This is a genomic window from Streptomyces sp. NPDC005811 (genome assembly GCF_040630405.1).
Lineage (GTDB): Bacteria > Actinomycetota > Actinomycetes > Streptomycetales > Streptomycetaceae > Streptomyces.
This window is the reverse complement of record NZ_JBEXXK010000004.1, coordinates 80,699-94,555: the sequence shown is the minus strand read 5'-3', so window position 1 is coordinate 94,555 and position 13,857 is coordinate 80,699. Positions and strand designations below refer to the sequence as shown.

12 protein-coding genes are annotated in these 13,857 nt (G+C 72.4%); 11 read left to right on the top strand and 1 reads right to left on the bottom strand.

The genetic code is table 11. The annotated features are described in order from the left end of the window. Positions 1-111 precede the first annotated feature (111 nt). From ABZ490_RS05605 to ABZ490_RS05570, 8 genes are all read left to right on the top strand, one after another. On the top strand, positions 112-327 hold the full coding sequence (locus tag ABZ490_RS05605) for a type A2 lantipeptide (RefSeq protein WP_358984588.1): 216 nt from the start codon (positions 112-114) through the stop codon (positions 325-327). 84 nt (positions 328-411) lie between these two features. Beyond that, positions 412-1,218, top strand: coding sequence for an HlyD family efflux transporter periplasmic adaptor subunit (locus tag ABZ490_RS05600; protein ID WP_358984586.1), 807 nt, complete (start codon positions 412-414; stop codon positions 1,216-1,218). Continuing rightward, positions 1,215-3,437 (top strand): NHLP family bacteriocin export ABC transporter peptidase/permease/ATPase subunit, encoded by a 2,223-nt coding sequence (locus tag ABZ490_RS05595; RefSeq protein WP_358984583.1) that lies wholly within the window; start codon positions 1,215-1,217, stop codon positions 3,435-3,437. The genes ABZ490_RS05600 and ABZ490_RS05595 overlap by 4 nt, the downstream gene beginning before the upstream one ends. Beyond that, positions 3,434-6,250 (top strand): NHLP bacteriocin export ABC transporter permease/ATPase subunit, encoded by a 2,817-nt coding sequence (locus ABZ490_RS05590; protein ID WP_358984580.1) that lies wholly within the window; start codon positions 3,434-3,436, stop codon positions 6,248-6,250. The genes ABZ490_RS05595 and ABZ490_RS05590 overlap by 4 nt, the downstream gene beginning before the upstream one ends. Before the next feature lie 308 nt (positions 6,251-6,558). Then, positions 6,559-8,058 carry an MFS transporter gene (locus tag ABZ490_RS05585; protein WP_358984577.1) on the top strand — a complete coding sequence of 500 codons (1,500 nt, stop codon included), beginning with the start codon at positions 6,559-6,561 and terminating at the stop codon, positions 8,056-8,058. Between the two features lie 130 nt (positions 8,059-8,188). Next, positions 8,189-9,193 carry a Ppx/GppA family phosphatase gene (locus tag ABZ490_RS05580; protein ID WP_358984574.1) on the top strand — a complete coding sequence of 335 codons (1,005 nt, stop codon included), beginning with the start codon at positions 8,189-8,191 and terminating at the stop codon, positions 9,191-9,193. A 35-nt stretch (positions 9,194-9,228) separates the two neighbouring features. Beyond that, positions 9,229-9,408, top strand: a complete 180-nt coding sequence (locus tag ABZ490_RS05575) for a hypothetical protein (protein ID WP_358984572.1) — start codon at positions 9,229-9,231, stop codon at positions 9,406-9,408. Between the two features lie 114 nt (positions 9,409-9,522). Then, entirely contained in the window at positions 9,523-9,882 is a 360-nt protein-coding gene (locus tag ABZ490_RS05570) for an anti-sigma factor antagonist (protein ID WP_358984568.1), read from the top strand. A 139-nt stretch (positions 9,883-10,021) separates the two neighbouring features. On the opposite strand, the gene ABZ490_RS05565 is transcribed toward ABZ490_RS05570, so the two are convergent. After that, entirely contained in the window at positions 10,022-10,456 is a 435-nt protein-coding gene (locus ABZ490_RS05565; protein WP_358984565.1) for a protease inhibitor, read from the bottom strand. Between the two features lie 335 nt (positions 10,457-10,791). On the opposite strand from ABZ490_RS05565, the gene ABZ490_RS05560 reads away from it, so the two are divergent. The 3 genes from ABZ490_RS05560 to ABZ490_RS05550 all read left to right on the top strand — a co-directional run bounded on the left by ABZ490_RS05560 (position 10,792) and on the right by ABZ490_RS05550 (position 13,835). Further along, complete coding sequence (locus ABZ490_RS05560; protein WP_358984562.1) at positions 10,792-11,385, top strand: hypothetical protein; 594 nt, start codon at positions 10,792-10,794, stop codon at positions 11,383-11,385. A gap of 159 nt (positions 11,386-11,544) precedes the next feature. Then, positions 11,545-13,143, top strand: coding sequence for a cytosine permease (locus ABZ490_RS05555; protein ID WP_358984559.1), 1,599 nt, complete (start codon positions 11,545-11,547; stop codon positions 13,141-13,143). Then, the gene (locus ABZ490_RS05550; RefSeq protein WP_358984556.1) at positions 13,140-13,835 is read left to right on the top strand and encodes an alpha/beta hydrolase; all 696 of its coding nucleotides are present in this window, start codon (positions 13,140-13,142) and stop codon (positions 13,833-13,835) included. Before ABZ490_RS05555 ends, ABZ490_RS05550 begins: the two co-directional genes overlap by 4 nt. Positions 13,836-13,857: the final 22 nt, after the last annotated feature.

Genomic DNA, 13,857 nt, shown 5'->3' with positions numbered 1-13,857 from the left:
CTCGGACGCCTCCCGGAAACGGGGGTCCGGCCCCCACGGTCGCGGCCGTCGTCTGTCCCCAGAGGGGGCCGCTCCCCCCTTGTGAATATCCATATGAAGGGAAGTTCCATCATGAACTCCACCCCCCAGGTCGAGACCGTCGAGATCTCCGACGCGGACCTCGACAACGTCTCCGGCGGTCTGTCCGTGAACGCCCTCGGCACCGTCACCGGCCTGGTGGACGGCATCGCCCCGGTCTCCGGCCTGGTCGACACGGCCGTCGGCACCGTCGAGGGTGTCACCGGCCTGAACACCGCCCCGGTCACCAACCTGGTCGCCGGTCTCTGATCGCACCCCGTGTGACCTTCTGAGTCCCGGAGCCCTCACCCGGCTCCGGGACTCGTCGGCGTCCCGACCCCGGAAGAAGCGCCCGTGCAGTTCCGCCAACAGGCCCTCAGCAAGCTCCAGTCACCGGAGGAGCTCGACCTCCCGGTGCGTTTCGCGCGCCCTCAGGGCCGACTGGTGCTGGCCGTGACCCTCGTCGTCATGGCGGCCGCCTCCGGGTGGGCGGTGACCGGCTCGGTCGCCTCCACGGTGAGCGCGCCCGCCGTGCTGACCCACGGCGAGGGCAGCTACATCCTGCAGAGTCCGGCGGCCGGCCAGGTCACCGCCGTCCTCGCGAAGGAGGGCGAGCGGCTGCCCGCCGGCTCCCCCGTGCTGAAGGTCCGTACGGCCGACGGCGAGACCGTGGTCCGCACGGTCGCCGCGGGCCGGATCACCGCCCTCGCCGCCGCCCTCGGGCAGATCATCGCCACCGGCGCGAACGTCGCCGCCGTGGAGAAGGTCGCCCGCGCCGACGATCCGCTGTACGCCACCGTGTACGTGCCGGCCGGGAGCGCCGCGTCGATCCCCGAGAACGCCGCCGTCGACCTGACCGTGCAGACCGTGCCCGCCCAGGAGTACGGCGTGCTGCGCGGCCATGTGAAGTCGGTCGACCGCACGGCCCAGTCGGCGCAGCAGATCTCCGCGTTCCTCGGCGACAGCGGGCTCGGCGAGCAGTTCACCGAGGACGGACGTCCGGTGGCGGTGCTCGTACGGCTCGACACGTCGGCGTCCACGAAGAGCGGTTACCGGTGGTCCTCCGCCGACGGACCGCCGTACAGGCTGACTTCCCTGACCATGGCCACCGGCGCGATCCGGCTGGCCGACCAGCGTCCCGTCGATTGGCTGCTTCCGTGACCACCGCCGAGCAGACCCGGAGCCGGAGACGGGCGGCGCCGCCCCGGCGCACGGTCCCCAGGGCCCGGGCGAAGAGCGTCCGCACCCCCACCGTCCTGCAGATGGAGGCCGTGGAGTGCGGCGCCGCCTCCCTCGCGATGGTCCTCGGCCACTACGGCCGGCACGTTCCGCTGGAGGAGCTGCGGATCGCGTGCGGGGTCTCGCGTGACGGGTCGCGGGCGAGCAACCTGCTGAAGGCGGCGCGCGGTTACGGCCTCACGGCCAAGGGCATGCAGATGGATCTGGCGGCCCTCGCCGAGGTGCAGGCGCCCGCGATCCTCTTCTGGGAGTTCAACCACTACGTCGTCTACGACGGCATGGGCCGCCGTCTCGGCCGCCGCGGGGTGTTCGTCAACGACCCCGGCAAGGGGCGGCGGTTCGTGCCGATGGAGGACTTCGACGGCAGCTTCACCGGGGTCGTCCTGGTGCTGGAGCCGGGTGAGGGGTTCGAGCGGGGCGGGCGTCGGCCGGGGGTGCTCGGTGCGATGCCGGCGCGGCTGCGCGGCACGGCCGGCACCCTGCCCGCCGCCGTGCTGGCGAGTCTGCTGCTGGTGCTGGTCGGTGCCGCCGTCCCGGCGCTGAGCCGGACCTACATCGACATGTTCCTGATCGGCGGTCAGACCTCGCTGCTGAAGGTGCTGTTCACGGCCATGGGCGCCTGCGTCCTGCTGACGGTCGCGCTGACCTGGCTCCAGCAGGCCAACCTCCACCACGGCCGCATCATCTCCTCCACCCTCTCCAGCGCCCGCTTCCTGCGCCATCTGCTGCGGCTGCCGGTGACCTTCTTCTCCCAGCGCAGCCCGGCCGACCTGGTGCAGCGGCTCCAGTCGAACGACGCCGTCGCCGAGACCCTGGCCCGTGATCTGGCCTCGGCGGGCGTGGACGCGATCGTCGTCGTCCTGTACGCCGTCCTCCTCTACACCTACGACCCGCAGCTGACGTTCGTCGGCATCGGGGTGGCGCTGCTGAACATCGTCGCCATGCGGGTCGTCGTCCGGCTGCGCGCGACGCGTACGGCGAAGCTGCGGGCGGACACCGCCCGGCTCACCAACACCGCCTACACCGGGCTCCAGTTGATCGAGACGATGAAGGCGACCGGCGGGGAGGACGGCTACTTCCGCAAGTGGGCCGGGCAGCACGCCACCACGCTGGAGGAGCAGCAGCGGCTCGGGGTGCCGAGCGCCTGGCTGGGCGTGGTCGCGCCGACGCTGGCCACCCTCAACAGCGCGCTGATCCTGTGGATCGGCGGGATGCGGGCCATCGAGGGCCACCTCTCCGTGGGGCTGCTGGTCGCCTTCCAGGCGCTGGTCGCCCGTTTCACGGCCCCGCTGACCCGGCTGACCGGTGTGGCGGGCCGTATCCAGGACTTCGCGGCCGACGTGGCCCGGCTCAAGGACGTGGAGAGCTTCCGCGCCGACCCGCTCTACGACCGCCGCGCCGGAGCCGACTCCACGCGCCGGCTCCGGGGGCACGTCGAGCTGGAGAACATCGCCTTCGGCTACAGCCCGCTGGACAAGCCTCTGTTGTCGGGCTTCGACCTGACGGTCGGCCCCGGGCAGCAGGTGGCGCTGGTCGGCGGCTCGGGCAGCGGGAAGTCGACGGTCTCCCGGCTGCTGTCGGGCCTGTACACACCGTGGGAGGGCGTGATCCGGATCGACGGACAGCGGCTGGAGGACATCCCGCGCGGGGCGCTCGCCTCCTCCGTCTCCTTCGTCGACCAGGAGGTGTTCCTCTTCGAGGGCACGGTACGCGACAACGTGGCGCTGTGGGACCCGTCGATCCCGGACGAGGCGGTGATCGAGGCGCTGCGGGACGTGGCGCTGCACGACGTCGTCCTGCGCAGGCCCGGCGGCATCGCCGGGCGGGTCGAGCAGGACGGCCGCAACTTCTCCGGCGGGCAGCGGCAACGCCTGGAGATCGCGCGGGCGTTGGTGCGCCGGCCCAGTGTCCTGGTCCTGGACGAGGTGACCAGTGCGCTGGACGCGGAGACCGAGCTGGTGGTGATGGACAATCTGCGCCGGCGCGGCTGCGCCTGTGTGGTGATCGCCCACCGGCTGAGCACGGTCCGCGACAGCGACGAGATCGTGGTGCTGGAGCACGGCGCGATCGTGGAGCGGGGACGGCACGAGGAACTCGTCGCGCGCGGCGGCGCGTACGCGGCGCTGGTCAGGGAGCGGTGACCGCCATGTCCGACGGTGATGTCGTCCTGGGCGCACTCGGCGGGATGGGTGCGCGCGTCGACTGCGCCGGCTTCGGCCGCCTCGATCTCGAAGGCCCCCAGGCGCTGTGGCTCGTCGTGTCCGGCGCGCTGGACCTGTTCGCGGTGGATGCCGGACAGCAGGGCCACTGGCACCACTTGGGGCGGCTGGAGGCGGGCGCGCTGCTGCTGGGTCCGGTCGCCGGACCTCAGCACACGCTCGTGGCACGGCCGTTGCGCGACTGCGTGGTGCACCGCATCGGCCTGCGCGAGCTGTACCAGCCGGCCGGCACCCAGACCTGGTCCTACGACGCGTACGGCAATCCCCAGTACGTACCGCCGACGTCGAGCCCGCTGGAGTACGCGCTCGCCCTGGGCGTCGGCCGCGGTCTGTCCGTCCTCTTCCAGGCGCCGATGGCGACGGAGCGGCCCGCGGAGGTGACCGACGACGACGTGTTCTGGATGCAGGTCCCGCCGGGCAGCGTGCAGTACGGGTCGCTGTACGGCGCGGAGGCGGCCGCCGATCTGCTGATGGACCCGGCGGTGTGGCAGAGCATGGTCGACCAGCAGTACCGCCTGCTGACCACGCTGGACCGCTGGATCGAGCAGCTGGAGCGCACCCACGAGACCCGGGCCGCCGCCGGCATCAGGGCGGGCGAGGCGGTCCGCGACCGGGCCGACCGGACGCTGCTCGCCTCGATCGGCGCGAAGGCGTCCCGGCGGACCACGGCCGCCGACGCGGACGCGACCTTCGCCGCGTGCGGGCTGGTCGCCGAGGCGGCCGGGATCGCGCTCGTGGAGCCGGCCCGGACGGGGGCCGGGGACGACCGTCTCGACCCGGTCGAGCAGGTGGCCCTGGCCGCGCGGGTGCGTACCCGGGCGGTACGGCTCGACGGGCGCTGGTGGCGTGACGACATCGGCCCGCTGGTCGGCCGGCGGACGCTGTCCGGGGCCCCGGTCGCGCTGCTGTGGCGGCGCGGCGGCTATGTCGCCGTACACCCGTCGACGGGGCGGGAGACCCCGGTCGAGAAGGCGAACGCCGAGGAGTTCGAGCCGCGGGCCGTGATGTTCTACCGGCCGCTGCCGGACCGCAGGCCGGGCCCGCTGGGCCTGCTGCGGTTCAGCGTGCGGGGCACCGGCGGCGATCTGACGCGGCTGCTGCTGAGCGGGCTGGTGACGGTGGCGAACGGGGCGCTGGTGCCGATCGCCACGGGCAAGGTGCTCGGCGAGTACGTGCCGAAGGCGCAGTCGGGGCCGATCGTGCAGGTGTGTCTGGCCGTGATGGTGGGCGGTGTGGTCGCGGCCGCGTTCACGCTGCTGCAGAACCTCACCATCCTGCGGCTGGAGGGCCGGATCGAGTCGACCCTCCAGCCGGCCGTGTGGGACCGGCTGCTGAGACTGCCGACGCGGTTCTTCGCCGAGCGGTCCACGGGTGAGCTGGCCAGTGCCGCCATGGGCATCAGCGCGATCCGCCGGCTGCTGGCGGGACTCGGCCCCTCGGTCGCGCAGTCGCTCACCGTCGGCGCGATGAACCTGGGGCTGCTGCTCTGGTACAGCGTGCCGATGGCGCTGGCGGCGATCGGCATGCTGGTCGTGGTCGCCGGGGTCTTCCTGGGGCTCGGGCTGTGGCAGGTGCGGTGGCAGCGGCGGCTGGTGGTGCTCTCCAACAAGCTGAACAACCAGGCGTTCCAGACGCTGCGCGGTCTGCCGAAGCTGCGGGTGGCGGCCGCCGAGAACTACGCGTACGCGGCCTGGGCGGAGCAGTTCGCGCGCAGCCGTGAGCTCCAGCAGCGCCTCGGCCGGATCAAGAACCTCTCCACGGTGCTGGGCGCGGTGTATCTGCCGCTGTGCTCGCTGCTGATGTTCATGCTGCTGGCCGGTCCGGCGCGGGGCGCGCTGTCGGCGGCGGACTTCCTCACCTTCAACACGTCGATGACGATGCTGCTCACCTCGGTCACCGCGCTGACCGGTGCCTTCGTCTCGGCGGTGGCGGCGCTGCCGCTGTTCGAGGAGATCCGCCCGGTGCTGGAGGCGACGCCGGAGGTCCGTACGGCGAGCACCCGTCCGGGCCCGCTGTCCGGCGCCCTGGAGGCCCGCCGGCTCTCCTTCCGCTACTCCGACGACGGCCCGCTCGTCCTCGACGACGTCTCCTTCGCGGTCCGGCCGGGCGAGTTCGTGGCGGTCGTGGGGCCGAGCGGCTGCGGCAAGTCGACCCTGCTGCGCCTGCTCATCGGCTTCGACCGACCGGTCTCGGGCCAGGTGCTGTACGACGGCCAGGACCTCGCCGCGCTCGATCAGTCCGCCGTGCGCCGGCAGTGCGGGGTGGTGCTCCAGCACGCCCAGCCGTTCACCGGCTCGATCCTGGACGTCATCTGCGGCACCGGGGCCTACACGCCGGAGGAGGCGATGGCGGCGGCCGAGCTGGCGGGGCTCGCGGAGGACGTCCGGCGGATGCCGATGGGGCTGCACACCCTCGTCTCGGGCAGCGGCTCGGTCTCCGGCGGCCAGCGTCAGCGGCTGATGATCGCCCAGGCGCTGATCCGCCGGCCGCGCGTCCTCTTCTTCGACGAGGCGACCAGCGCCCTGGACAACGACTCCCAGCGCACGGTCATCGAGAGCACCCGCAAGCTGAACGCCACCCGGATCGTCATCGCCCACCGCCTGTCGACGGTGCTGGACGCCGACCGGGTCGTGGTGATGGAGAACGGCAGGATCACCGAACAGGGCGCGCCCGCCGACCTCCTCGCGGACACGGCCGGCCGCCTGCACGAACTGGTGCGGCGGCAGCTGACGTAGGGCGGGCGGGGGCGGGCGTCCAGCGCGGCCGGACACACCTCCCGGCCCACGGCGTTGCGCGCGGCGGCGTCGCGAAGGACAGATGGCTGAGCGCGTCCACGGCGAGGACCCGGCCGGTCGACTGACGCGGGCGACCGGTTGGCCGTAGGTCCGGGTGAAGCGGGCGGCGGGCCCCGTGACCCCTCCTAACGAAACTTTGCCGTTTCGCTCGAAGTGGTTTAGCCTCGATGTGTACGAAACCGTTTCGTTTACGTTCTCTTTGCCCTTCCGCCTGCTCCACCGCACCGACCTCCCTGGAGTGGTTCCCCATGTCCTCGAAGACCTTGACGGACGGCGCCCGCACGGGCACCGAGCCGGCGGCGTCCGCCTCCGCCAGGAAGTGGTGGATCCTCGCGGTCGTCGCCCTGGCCCAGCTCATGGTGGTGCTGGACGCCACCATCGTGAACATCGCCCTGCCCTCGGCCCAGGCCGACCTCGGCTTCTCCGACGGCAACCGGCAGTGGATCGTCACCGCCTACGCGCTGGCGTTCGCCTCGCTGCTGCTGCTCGGCGGCCGCACAGCCGACCTCTTCGGCCGCAAGACCGCCTTCCTCGTCGGGGTCGTCGGCTTCGCCGCGGTCTCCGCGCTGGGCGGCGCCGCCACCAACTTCGAGATGCTGGTCACCGCCCGCGCCCTCCAGGGTGCCTTCGGCGCGCTGCTCGCCCCGGCCGCGCTCTCCCTGCTCAACACGACGTTCACCGACGCCAAGGAGCGCGCCAAGGCGTTCAGCGTCTACGGCGCCATCGCCGGCGCGGGCGGCGCGGTGGGCCTGCTGCTCGGCGGCATCCTGACCGACGCGCTGGACTGGCGCTGGACCCTCTACGTCAACGTGGCCATCGCCGTCGTCGCCTTCGCGGGCGGCTGGGTCCTGCTGACCAACCACCGCGACGCGGGGAACTCCAAGCTCGACGTCCCCGGCACCCTCCTGGTCGCCGCCGGACTGTTCTCCCTGGTCTACGGGTTCTCCAACGCCGAGACGCACGACTGGGGCTCCCCCGAGACCTGGGGCTTCCTGATCGGGGGCGGGGTGCTGCTGGCGGCCTTCGCCTGGTGGCAGACCCGCGCCGCGCACCCGCTGCTGCCGCTGCGCATCCTGCTCGACCGCAACCGCGCCGCCTCCTTCTTCGCCGTGCTGATCTCCGGCGCCGGCATGTTCGGCGTGTTCCTCTTCCTCACCTACTACCTCCAGCTCAACCTGGGCTTCAGCCCGACGAAGACCGGTGTGGCGTTCCTGCCGATGGTCGGCGCGCTGATGGTGGCGGCCCAGGTCGGCACGACCGTCCTGGTGCCCCGGATGGGTCCGAAGGCGGTCATCCCGCTGGGCTTCGCGATCGCCGCCGTCGGCATGGCCTGGCTGACCGGGATCGGCGTCGGCTCCGACTACGCGAGCACGGTGCTCCCGCAGCTGGTCGTCACCGGCATCGGACTCGGCCTGGTCATGCCGCCCGCCATGCAGATGGCCACCGGCGGGGTCGCCGCCGAGGACGCCGGGGTGGCGTCCGCGACGGTCAACGCCATGCAGCAGGTCGGCGGTTCGATCGGCACGGCGCTGCTCAACACCCTCGCCGCGAGCGCCGCGACCGACTATCTGGCCGGCCGGGACGCGACCAGCAAGCTCGTCCAGGCACAGGCGACCATCGAGAGCTACACCACCGCGTTCTGGTGGTCGGCGGGCCTCTTCGTGGCGGGCGCCGTGATCGCGTTCGCGCTCTTCCGCCCCGGGGTGCCGCAGCAGGACGCGGACGCCGCACCGGTCGTCCACATGTAGTCCCGCCGATCCCCACCGGAGAACACCGGAGAACACCGGAGAACGAGGAGCCACCGTCCGCTGCGGGACGGTGGCTCCTTTCGTACGGCGTCCGGCGTAGGGAATCGGCCCTCTGGGTACGCGCCGGGCCATGAGAATCAGCGTGCTGGACGTGGGGTCGAACGCGGTGCGGCTGGTGGTGGCGGACGCCGAGGGCGGGATGCCGCTCCCGGTGCACACGGAGAAGTGGCGGCTGCGCCTGTCCGAACAGGTCGGTCCGGGCGGGCCCGTCCCGGAGGAGGCCGTGGAACGGCTGGTGACCGCCGTCGCCGCGGCGGCCCGGACCGCGGACCGGTGGGGCGCGACGGACCCCCTGGCCTTCGCGACCGCCGTGGTGCGCGCCGCCCCCAACCGCACGGAGGTGCTGCGGGCGGTCCACGCCAGGACCGGGGTCGCCCTGCGCACCATGCCGGGCGAGCTGGAGGCGGAACTGACCTTCCTCGGCGCCCGCCGCTGGATGGGCTGGCGGTCCGGTCCGCTCGCGCTGCTGGACATCGGCGGCGGCTCGTTCGAGGTGGCGTTCGGCCGGGGCCGGCTGCCGGACTTCGTGGCCTCGCTGCCGCTCGGGGCGAACCGGCTGACCCATGACTTCTTCACCGGGCAGGACCCGCCCTCCCCGGATCTGGTCCGGGCGCTGCGGCGCAGGGTCCGCCATCAGCTCAGGGACGCGGCCGCCCGGATCCGCTGGGAGGGACCGCGCACCGCGGTGGCCACCTCCCGCACGTTCCAGCAGCTCGGCCGGTTGTGCGGGGCCCTGCCGGGCCGGCACGGCCCGTTCGTGGACCGTACCCTGCACCGCAGTGATCTGCGGACGGCGATCGAACGGCTGGCCGAACTGCCGGCGGCGGAACGCGCCCGGCTGCCCGGTATCTCCGCACCGCGCGCCGCGCAGAGCCTGGCCGGGGCGGTGGTGGGACACACGGCGATGAAGCTGACGGGGCTGCGCCGGGTCACGGTCTGCCCCTGGGCGATCCGCGAGGGCGTCATGCTCCGGCACATCGAGGACGGCCCGTCCTGGTGGGCGGGGGTCGGCGGCCTGGCCGACGGGGCCCCCGGCCCCCCGGAGCCGGTGCCGCTGCGCGTCGCGCGACACTGAAGGGCCCCGAAGACGCCCGACCCGAGGAGCAGGCCATGTCCGACGACCGTGAACCGCCCGAGACCGCGCTCGAGGCGGTCCTGCGGGAGATAGAGGACGCCGAGGCCCGCGCCGACGAGTTCGACCACCTCGAAGACCACCCTGAGGACCATGCCGAAAACCACCCTGAAGCTCTGACAACAAGCGAAATGCGGAAATTTCACTGGGACGAGTGAACTAGATCTTGCGCCCGGCCGAGCAGGGATGCCGGGTGCCCCGACGGGGTAGCTACCGGCTCCGAAAGCGGTTCCCGAGAGCCGCCCGAGAGCCCCTGCCGAGGTGGAGCGGACATGACGCCACCGGCCGATCCCCACGCCCGTACTCGTGTCAGCGGTTCCTTCACCGTGGTGGAGCTGACGGGCGAGATAGACCTGGCGACGGCCGGGTTCGTCGCGGACCAGCTCGACGCGGTGACGGCCGCGGCGGCCGTCGACGTCCTGGTCGATCTGCGCGGAGTGGAGTTCTTCGACTGTTCGGGGCTGCGGGTGCTCTGCCGGGCCCAGGACCGGGCGGTGCGCGGGGGCGGCCGCCTGCGGGTCGTCTGCGACCAGCCGTCCCTGCACCGGCTGTTCCGCGCGACGGGCCTGCTGGGGCGCTTCCCCCCGCTCGCCTCGCTGCCCGACGGCGTCACGGACAGCCGTACGGAATGACCCCAGGGACCGGCGGGCGGCCCCACTCCGCCCGTCCGGCCCCTGGGTTACGAGATCACGGTCGTCCCGTGTCCAATGGCCCGCACTCCCCACGTCACGGGCCGGTCACGGCGTCCACGGGAGCCACGCGATCCCGGTCTCAGAAGGCGAAGAGGCTGCTCCCGGCAGCGTTCTTCACACATTCGTTGGCGAACGTACGCTCGTAGGCGACCCGCTTGCCCTGCCACACTCCGTCGACGGTGACGACGACCGGGGCGTACTGCTTGGTGCACAGGGCGTCGCCCGGGCCCGCGAGGGCGTCGAGATCACCGCCGGCGGCACGCAGCTCCGCACAGGCGAGCGCGGCCGCGGGGTGGGTGCCGGAGGGTCCCGGCGCACAGCTCAGGGTGACCGCACGGGCGGCACCCACCGTGGCGGCGCTCTCGCCGTGGCCCATGGTCAGCACCAGGGCGGACGGGGCGTAGAGCGAGGCGGGGGCGGCGGCCGGGGCGGCGAGCGCGGCCCCGGTCAGGGGTGCGCAGACGGTGGCGGCCGTAAGGCCGAGGGTCGCCGCCCAGCGCGCGGTGTTCCGCATTGTGTGCATCCTTCCGCTCGATTTCGAGGGTGTGCCGGCCGGCCCGATCGGAGCCGAACTCGGCGACCGCGAGTCTGCCGAGTCCGCCGCCGAAACTCACATCGACCCCACGCGTTTCAGTAACCTTGTGTATTGAATCAGTGGCGTGAAGTCACGGAATTCGAACGTTCCAACCCCGGAAGCAAGCGCTTCACGATCTCTTCCGTCGGCCAGATGGCTGGTTTCGATGGGTTCGTTAATCGGCCTGAAACATTCCGCTCCTGCTCTCTTTCCGCTCTCGGCTGACCCCTTCGCGACCCCTTGTGTTCATGGACCAGCGGAGTAATCGTCATTACATGATTACTTCAGAGCAGAGAGACAATCTGAGGGGCTGGTTCGCCGGGCGGCTGCCCGACGACCTGTTCGAGGAACTCGTCGAGGTCGTCGTGGACCGCGAGGAGATCACCGTGATCGGCCGGGTGCCCGCGCCGCGGCTCGCCGGGGACGCCCCGGCCGCCGAGCGGGAGGCCGCCGTCACGGCCCGGATCCAGGAGTTCCGGGAGCGCACCCGCGAGGCCCGGATGGCCGTGGCCCGGGACGCCGAGCACCGGTTCCGCCGCAAGGTGTCGTGGGGCGTGGTGTGCGACGGGGAGCGCGCCCTGTTCACGCATGTCGCGGCGCCGGTGATGACCCGGCTGCGGCAGCCCGAGCGGCAGGTCCTGGACACACTGATCGCCGCGGGCGTGGCACGCAGCCGCAGCGACGCGCTCGCCTGGTGCGTCCGGCTGGTGCAGCGGCACACCGACGACTGGCTCACCGAGCTGCGCGAATCCCTGGAGCATGTGCAGCGGGTCCGGGCCCAGGGGCCCGACACGGGGGAGGCGACCGACACCCAGGACGAGGCATCCACTCGGGACGATTCCTCCACTCGGGACCAGAAAGAAGGATGATCCGCCCACTGGCCGGGGTCCTGCCCCACCGCTTAGGTTCGGCAGACCCCGTCCCGGACGGCCTCCGCCCGCGCCGCCCACCCCGCGGCAGCGACGGCGTCCGGCTCCCCGCCGCGCCACCCCGCGCTCCGCCGTCGACCGCCCGCTGCTGGAGCCCCCGTGACCCCGCCGTCCCCCGAGACCTCCCCCACCGCGCCACCCTCCCTCACCGAGGTCGAGACCCACGGCGTGGACCGCATCCCCGACGCCGAGCGCTCGGCGAGTCCGTTCGACCTGTTCCGACTCGCCTTCGGCGGGGCGAACACCTTCTCCACCTGTGTCCTCGGCGCCTTCCCGATCCTCTTCGGCCTCTCCTTCTGGCAGGGTCTCGCCGCCACCCTCCTGGGCGTGGTCGCGGGCGCGCTGATCCTGTGCCCGATGGCGGTGTTCGGCCCGGTCAACGGCACCAACAACGCGGTGTCCTCCTCCGCGCACCTCGGGGTGCACGGCCGGGTGGTCGGTTCCTTCCTGTCCCTGCTGACCGCGATCGCCTTCTTCTCCATCTCGGTGTGGAGCTCGGGCGACGCGCTGGTCGGCGGCGCCCACCGGCTCTTCGGCCTCTCCCGGAGCGACGTCACCTACGGGGTGGCGTACGCGCTGTTCGCGGGGCTGGTCCTCGCGGTGTGCGTGTACGGCTTCCGGTTCATGCTGTTCGTCAACAAGGTCGCGGTGACCTCGGCGACCGTGCTGTTCCTGCTCGGCGCGATCGCCTTCGCCGGTGACTTCGACGCCTCGTACGCGGGCGTCTTCACGGACTCCGCCGACGCGGCGACGCAGTCCCTGTTCTGGCCCTCCTTCATCGGCGCGGCGCTGATCGTGCTGTCCAACCCGGTGTCGTTCGGCGCGTTCCTGGGCGACTGGTCGCGCTACATCCCGGCGTCCACCCCGCGCCGCCGGGTGATCGGCGCAGCGTTCCTCTCCCAGCTCGCGACGCTGCTGCCGTTCGTCTTCGGCCTCGCGACCGCGAGCATCATCGCCGCCAAGGCCCCGGAGTACGTCGACCCGGCCGCCCCCGACTTCGTGGGCGGGCTGCTGGCGATCTCGCCGAGCTGGTTCTTCCTGCCGGTGTGCCTGCTGGCGCTGATCGGCGGTATGTCCACCGGCACGACCTCGCTCTACGGCACCGGGCTGGACTTCTCCTCGGTGTTCCCGCGCCTGTCGCGGGTGCAGGCGACCGTGCTGGTCGGTGTGCTGTCGATCGCGTTCATCTTCATCGGCCGGTTCGGTCTGGACCTCGTGCAGTCCATCTCCACCTTCGCCACCATGATCATCACCTGTACGACGCCGTGGATGGTCGTGATGATGCTGGGCTTCTACACCCGGCGCGGCTGGTACGACCCGGACGCCCTCCAGGTCTTCAACCGCCGTCAGCGCGGCGGCCGGTACTGGTTCGCGCACGGCTGGAACTGGCGCGGCATGACCGCCTGGTGGGTGTCGGCCGTGCTCGGCGTCCTCTTCACCGACATCCCGGGCCAGTTCGTCGGCCCGCTGGGCGATCTGGCGAACGGCATCGACATCAGCCTGCCGCTGTCGCTGGCCGTCGCCGCCGTCCTCTACCTGGCCCTGCTGCGGCTGTTCCCCGAGCCCAGGGCGGTGTACGGCCCCGAGGGCCCGCGCCTCGCCCGGACCGTGGACGTGCCCGTCCCGCCGATCACCGGGCCGGGCGCGTCGGTCGAGGCAGGGGCGTTGTCAGACCCTGCCTCTACCGTGGGGGCATGACTCATTTCGTGCTCGTGGCGGGTGCTTTTCTGGGTGGATGGGCCTGGGACGAGGTGGCGGCGGAGCTGCGCGCCGCGGGGGACGAGGCCCATCCCCTGACGCTGTCCGGGCTCGCCGAGCGGTCCGCGGAACCCGCGGGGCTCCAGACGCATGTGCGGGACGTCGTGGCCGAGGTGGAGCGCCTCGGCCTGCGGGACGTGGTGCTGGTCGGGCACAGCTACTCGGGGATCCCGGTGGGCCAGGCGGCCGAGCGGATCGGCGACCGGCTCGGCAGGGTGGTGTACGTGGACGCGAGCGTGCCCTTCGACGGGGAGTCCTTCCTGGCGAGCTGGCCGAGCGACCACATCCGCGCGTCGATCGAGGCGAACGGCGGCAGCTGGCTCCCGCTCGACGCCGACGACTACGCCGGCCAGGACCTGACCGACGAGCAGATCGCCGGGATACTCGCCAGGGCCACCGCCCACCCCGGCGCCACCCTCACCGAGGGCGCGGAGCTCAAGGGCTCCGCGGGCGATCTCCCCTCGACGTACATCAAGTGCCTGCTCGACGGGGACACCCCGCCGCCGGCCGTGACGGAACTCCTCGAGGCCGAGCACTGGGAGCTGGTGGAGATGAACACCGGCCACTGGCCGATGTTCTCGCGCCCGGCCGAACTGGCCCGGATCCTGCACGAGTCGGCCGCCGGACGCTAGCCCTCCTCCCTCCTCCCTGTTC

Coding starts and splice junctions, on each gene's coding strand:
- ABZ490_RS05605 (WP_358984588.1), top strand. CDS start 112: ATGAACTCCACCCCCCAGGTCGAGACCGTCGAGATCTCCGACGCGGAC.
- ABZ490_RS05585 (WP_358984577.1), top strand. CDS start 6,559: ATGTCCTCGAAGACCTTGACGGACGGCGCCCGCACGGGCACCGAGCCG.
- ABZ490_RS05580 (WP_358984574.1), top strand. CDS start 8,189: ATGAGAATCAGCGTGCTGGACGTGGGGTCGAACGCGGTGCGGCTGGTG.
- ABZ490_RS05575 (WP_358984572.1), top strand. CDS start 9,229: ATGTCCGACGACCGTGAACCGCCCGAGACCGCGCTCGAGGCGGTCCTG.
- ABZ490_RS05570 (WP_358984568.1), top strand. CDS start 9,523: ATGACGCCACCGGCCGATCCCCACGCCCGTACTCGTGTCAGCGGTTCC.
- ABZ490_RS05565 (WP_358984565.1), bottom strand. CDS start 10,456: ATGCGGAACACCGCGCGCTGGGCGGCGACCCTCGGCCTTACGGCCGCC.
- ABZ490_RS05560 (WP_358984562.1), top strand. CDS start 10,792: ATGATTACTTCAGAGCAGAGAGACAATCTGAGGGGCTGGTTCGCCGGG.
- ABZ490_RS05550 (WP_358984556.1), top strand. CDS start 13,140: ATGACTCATTTCGTGCTCGTGGCGGGTGCTTTTCTGGGTGGATGGGCC.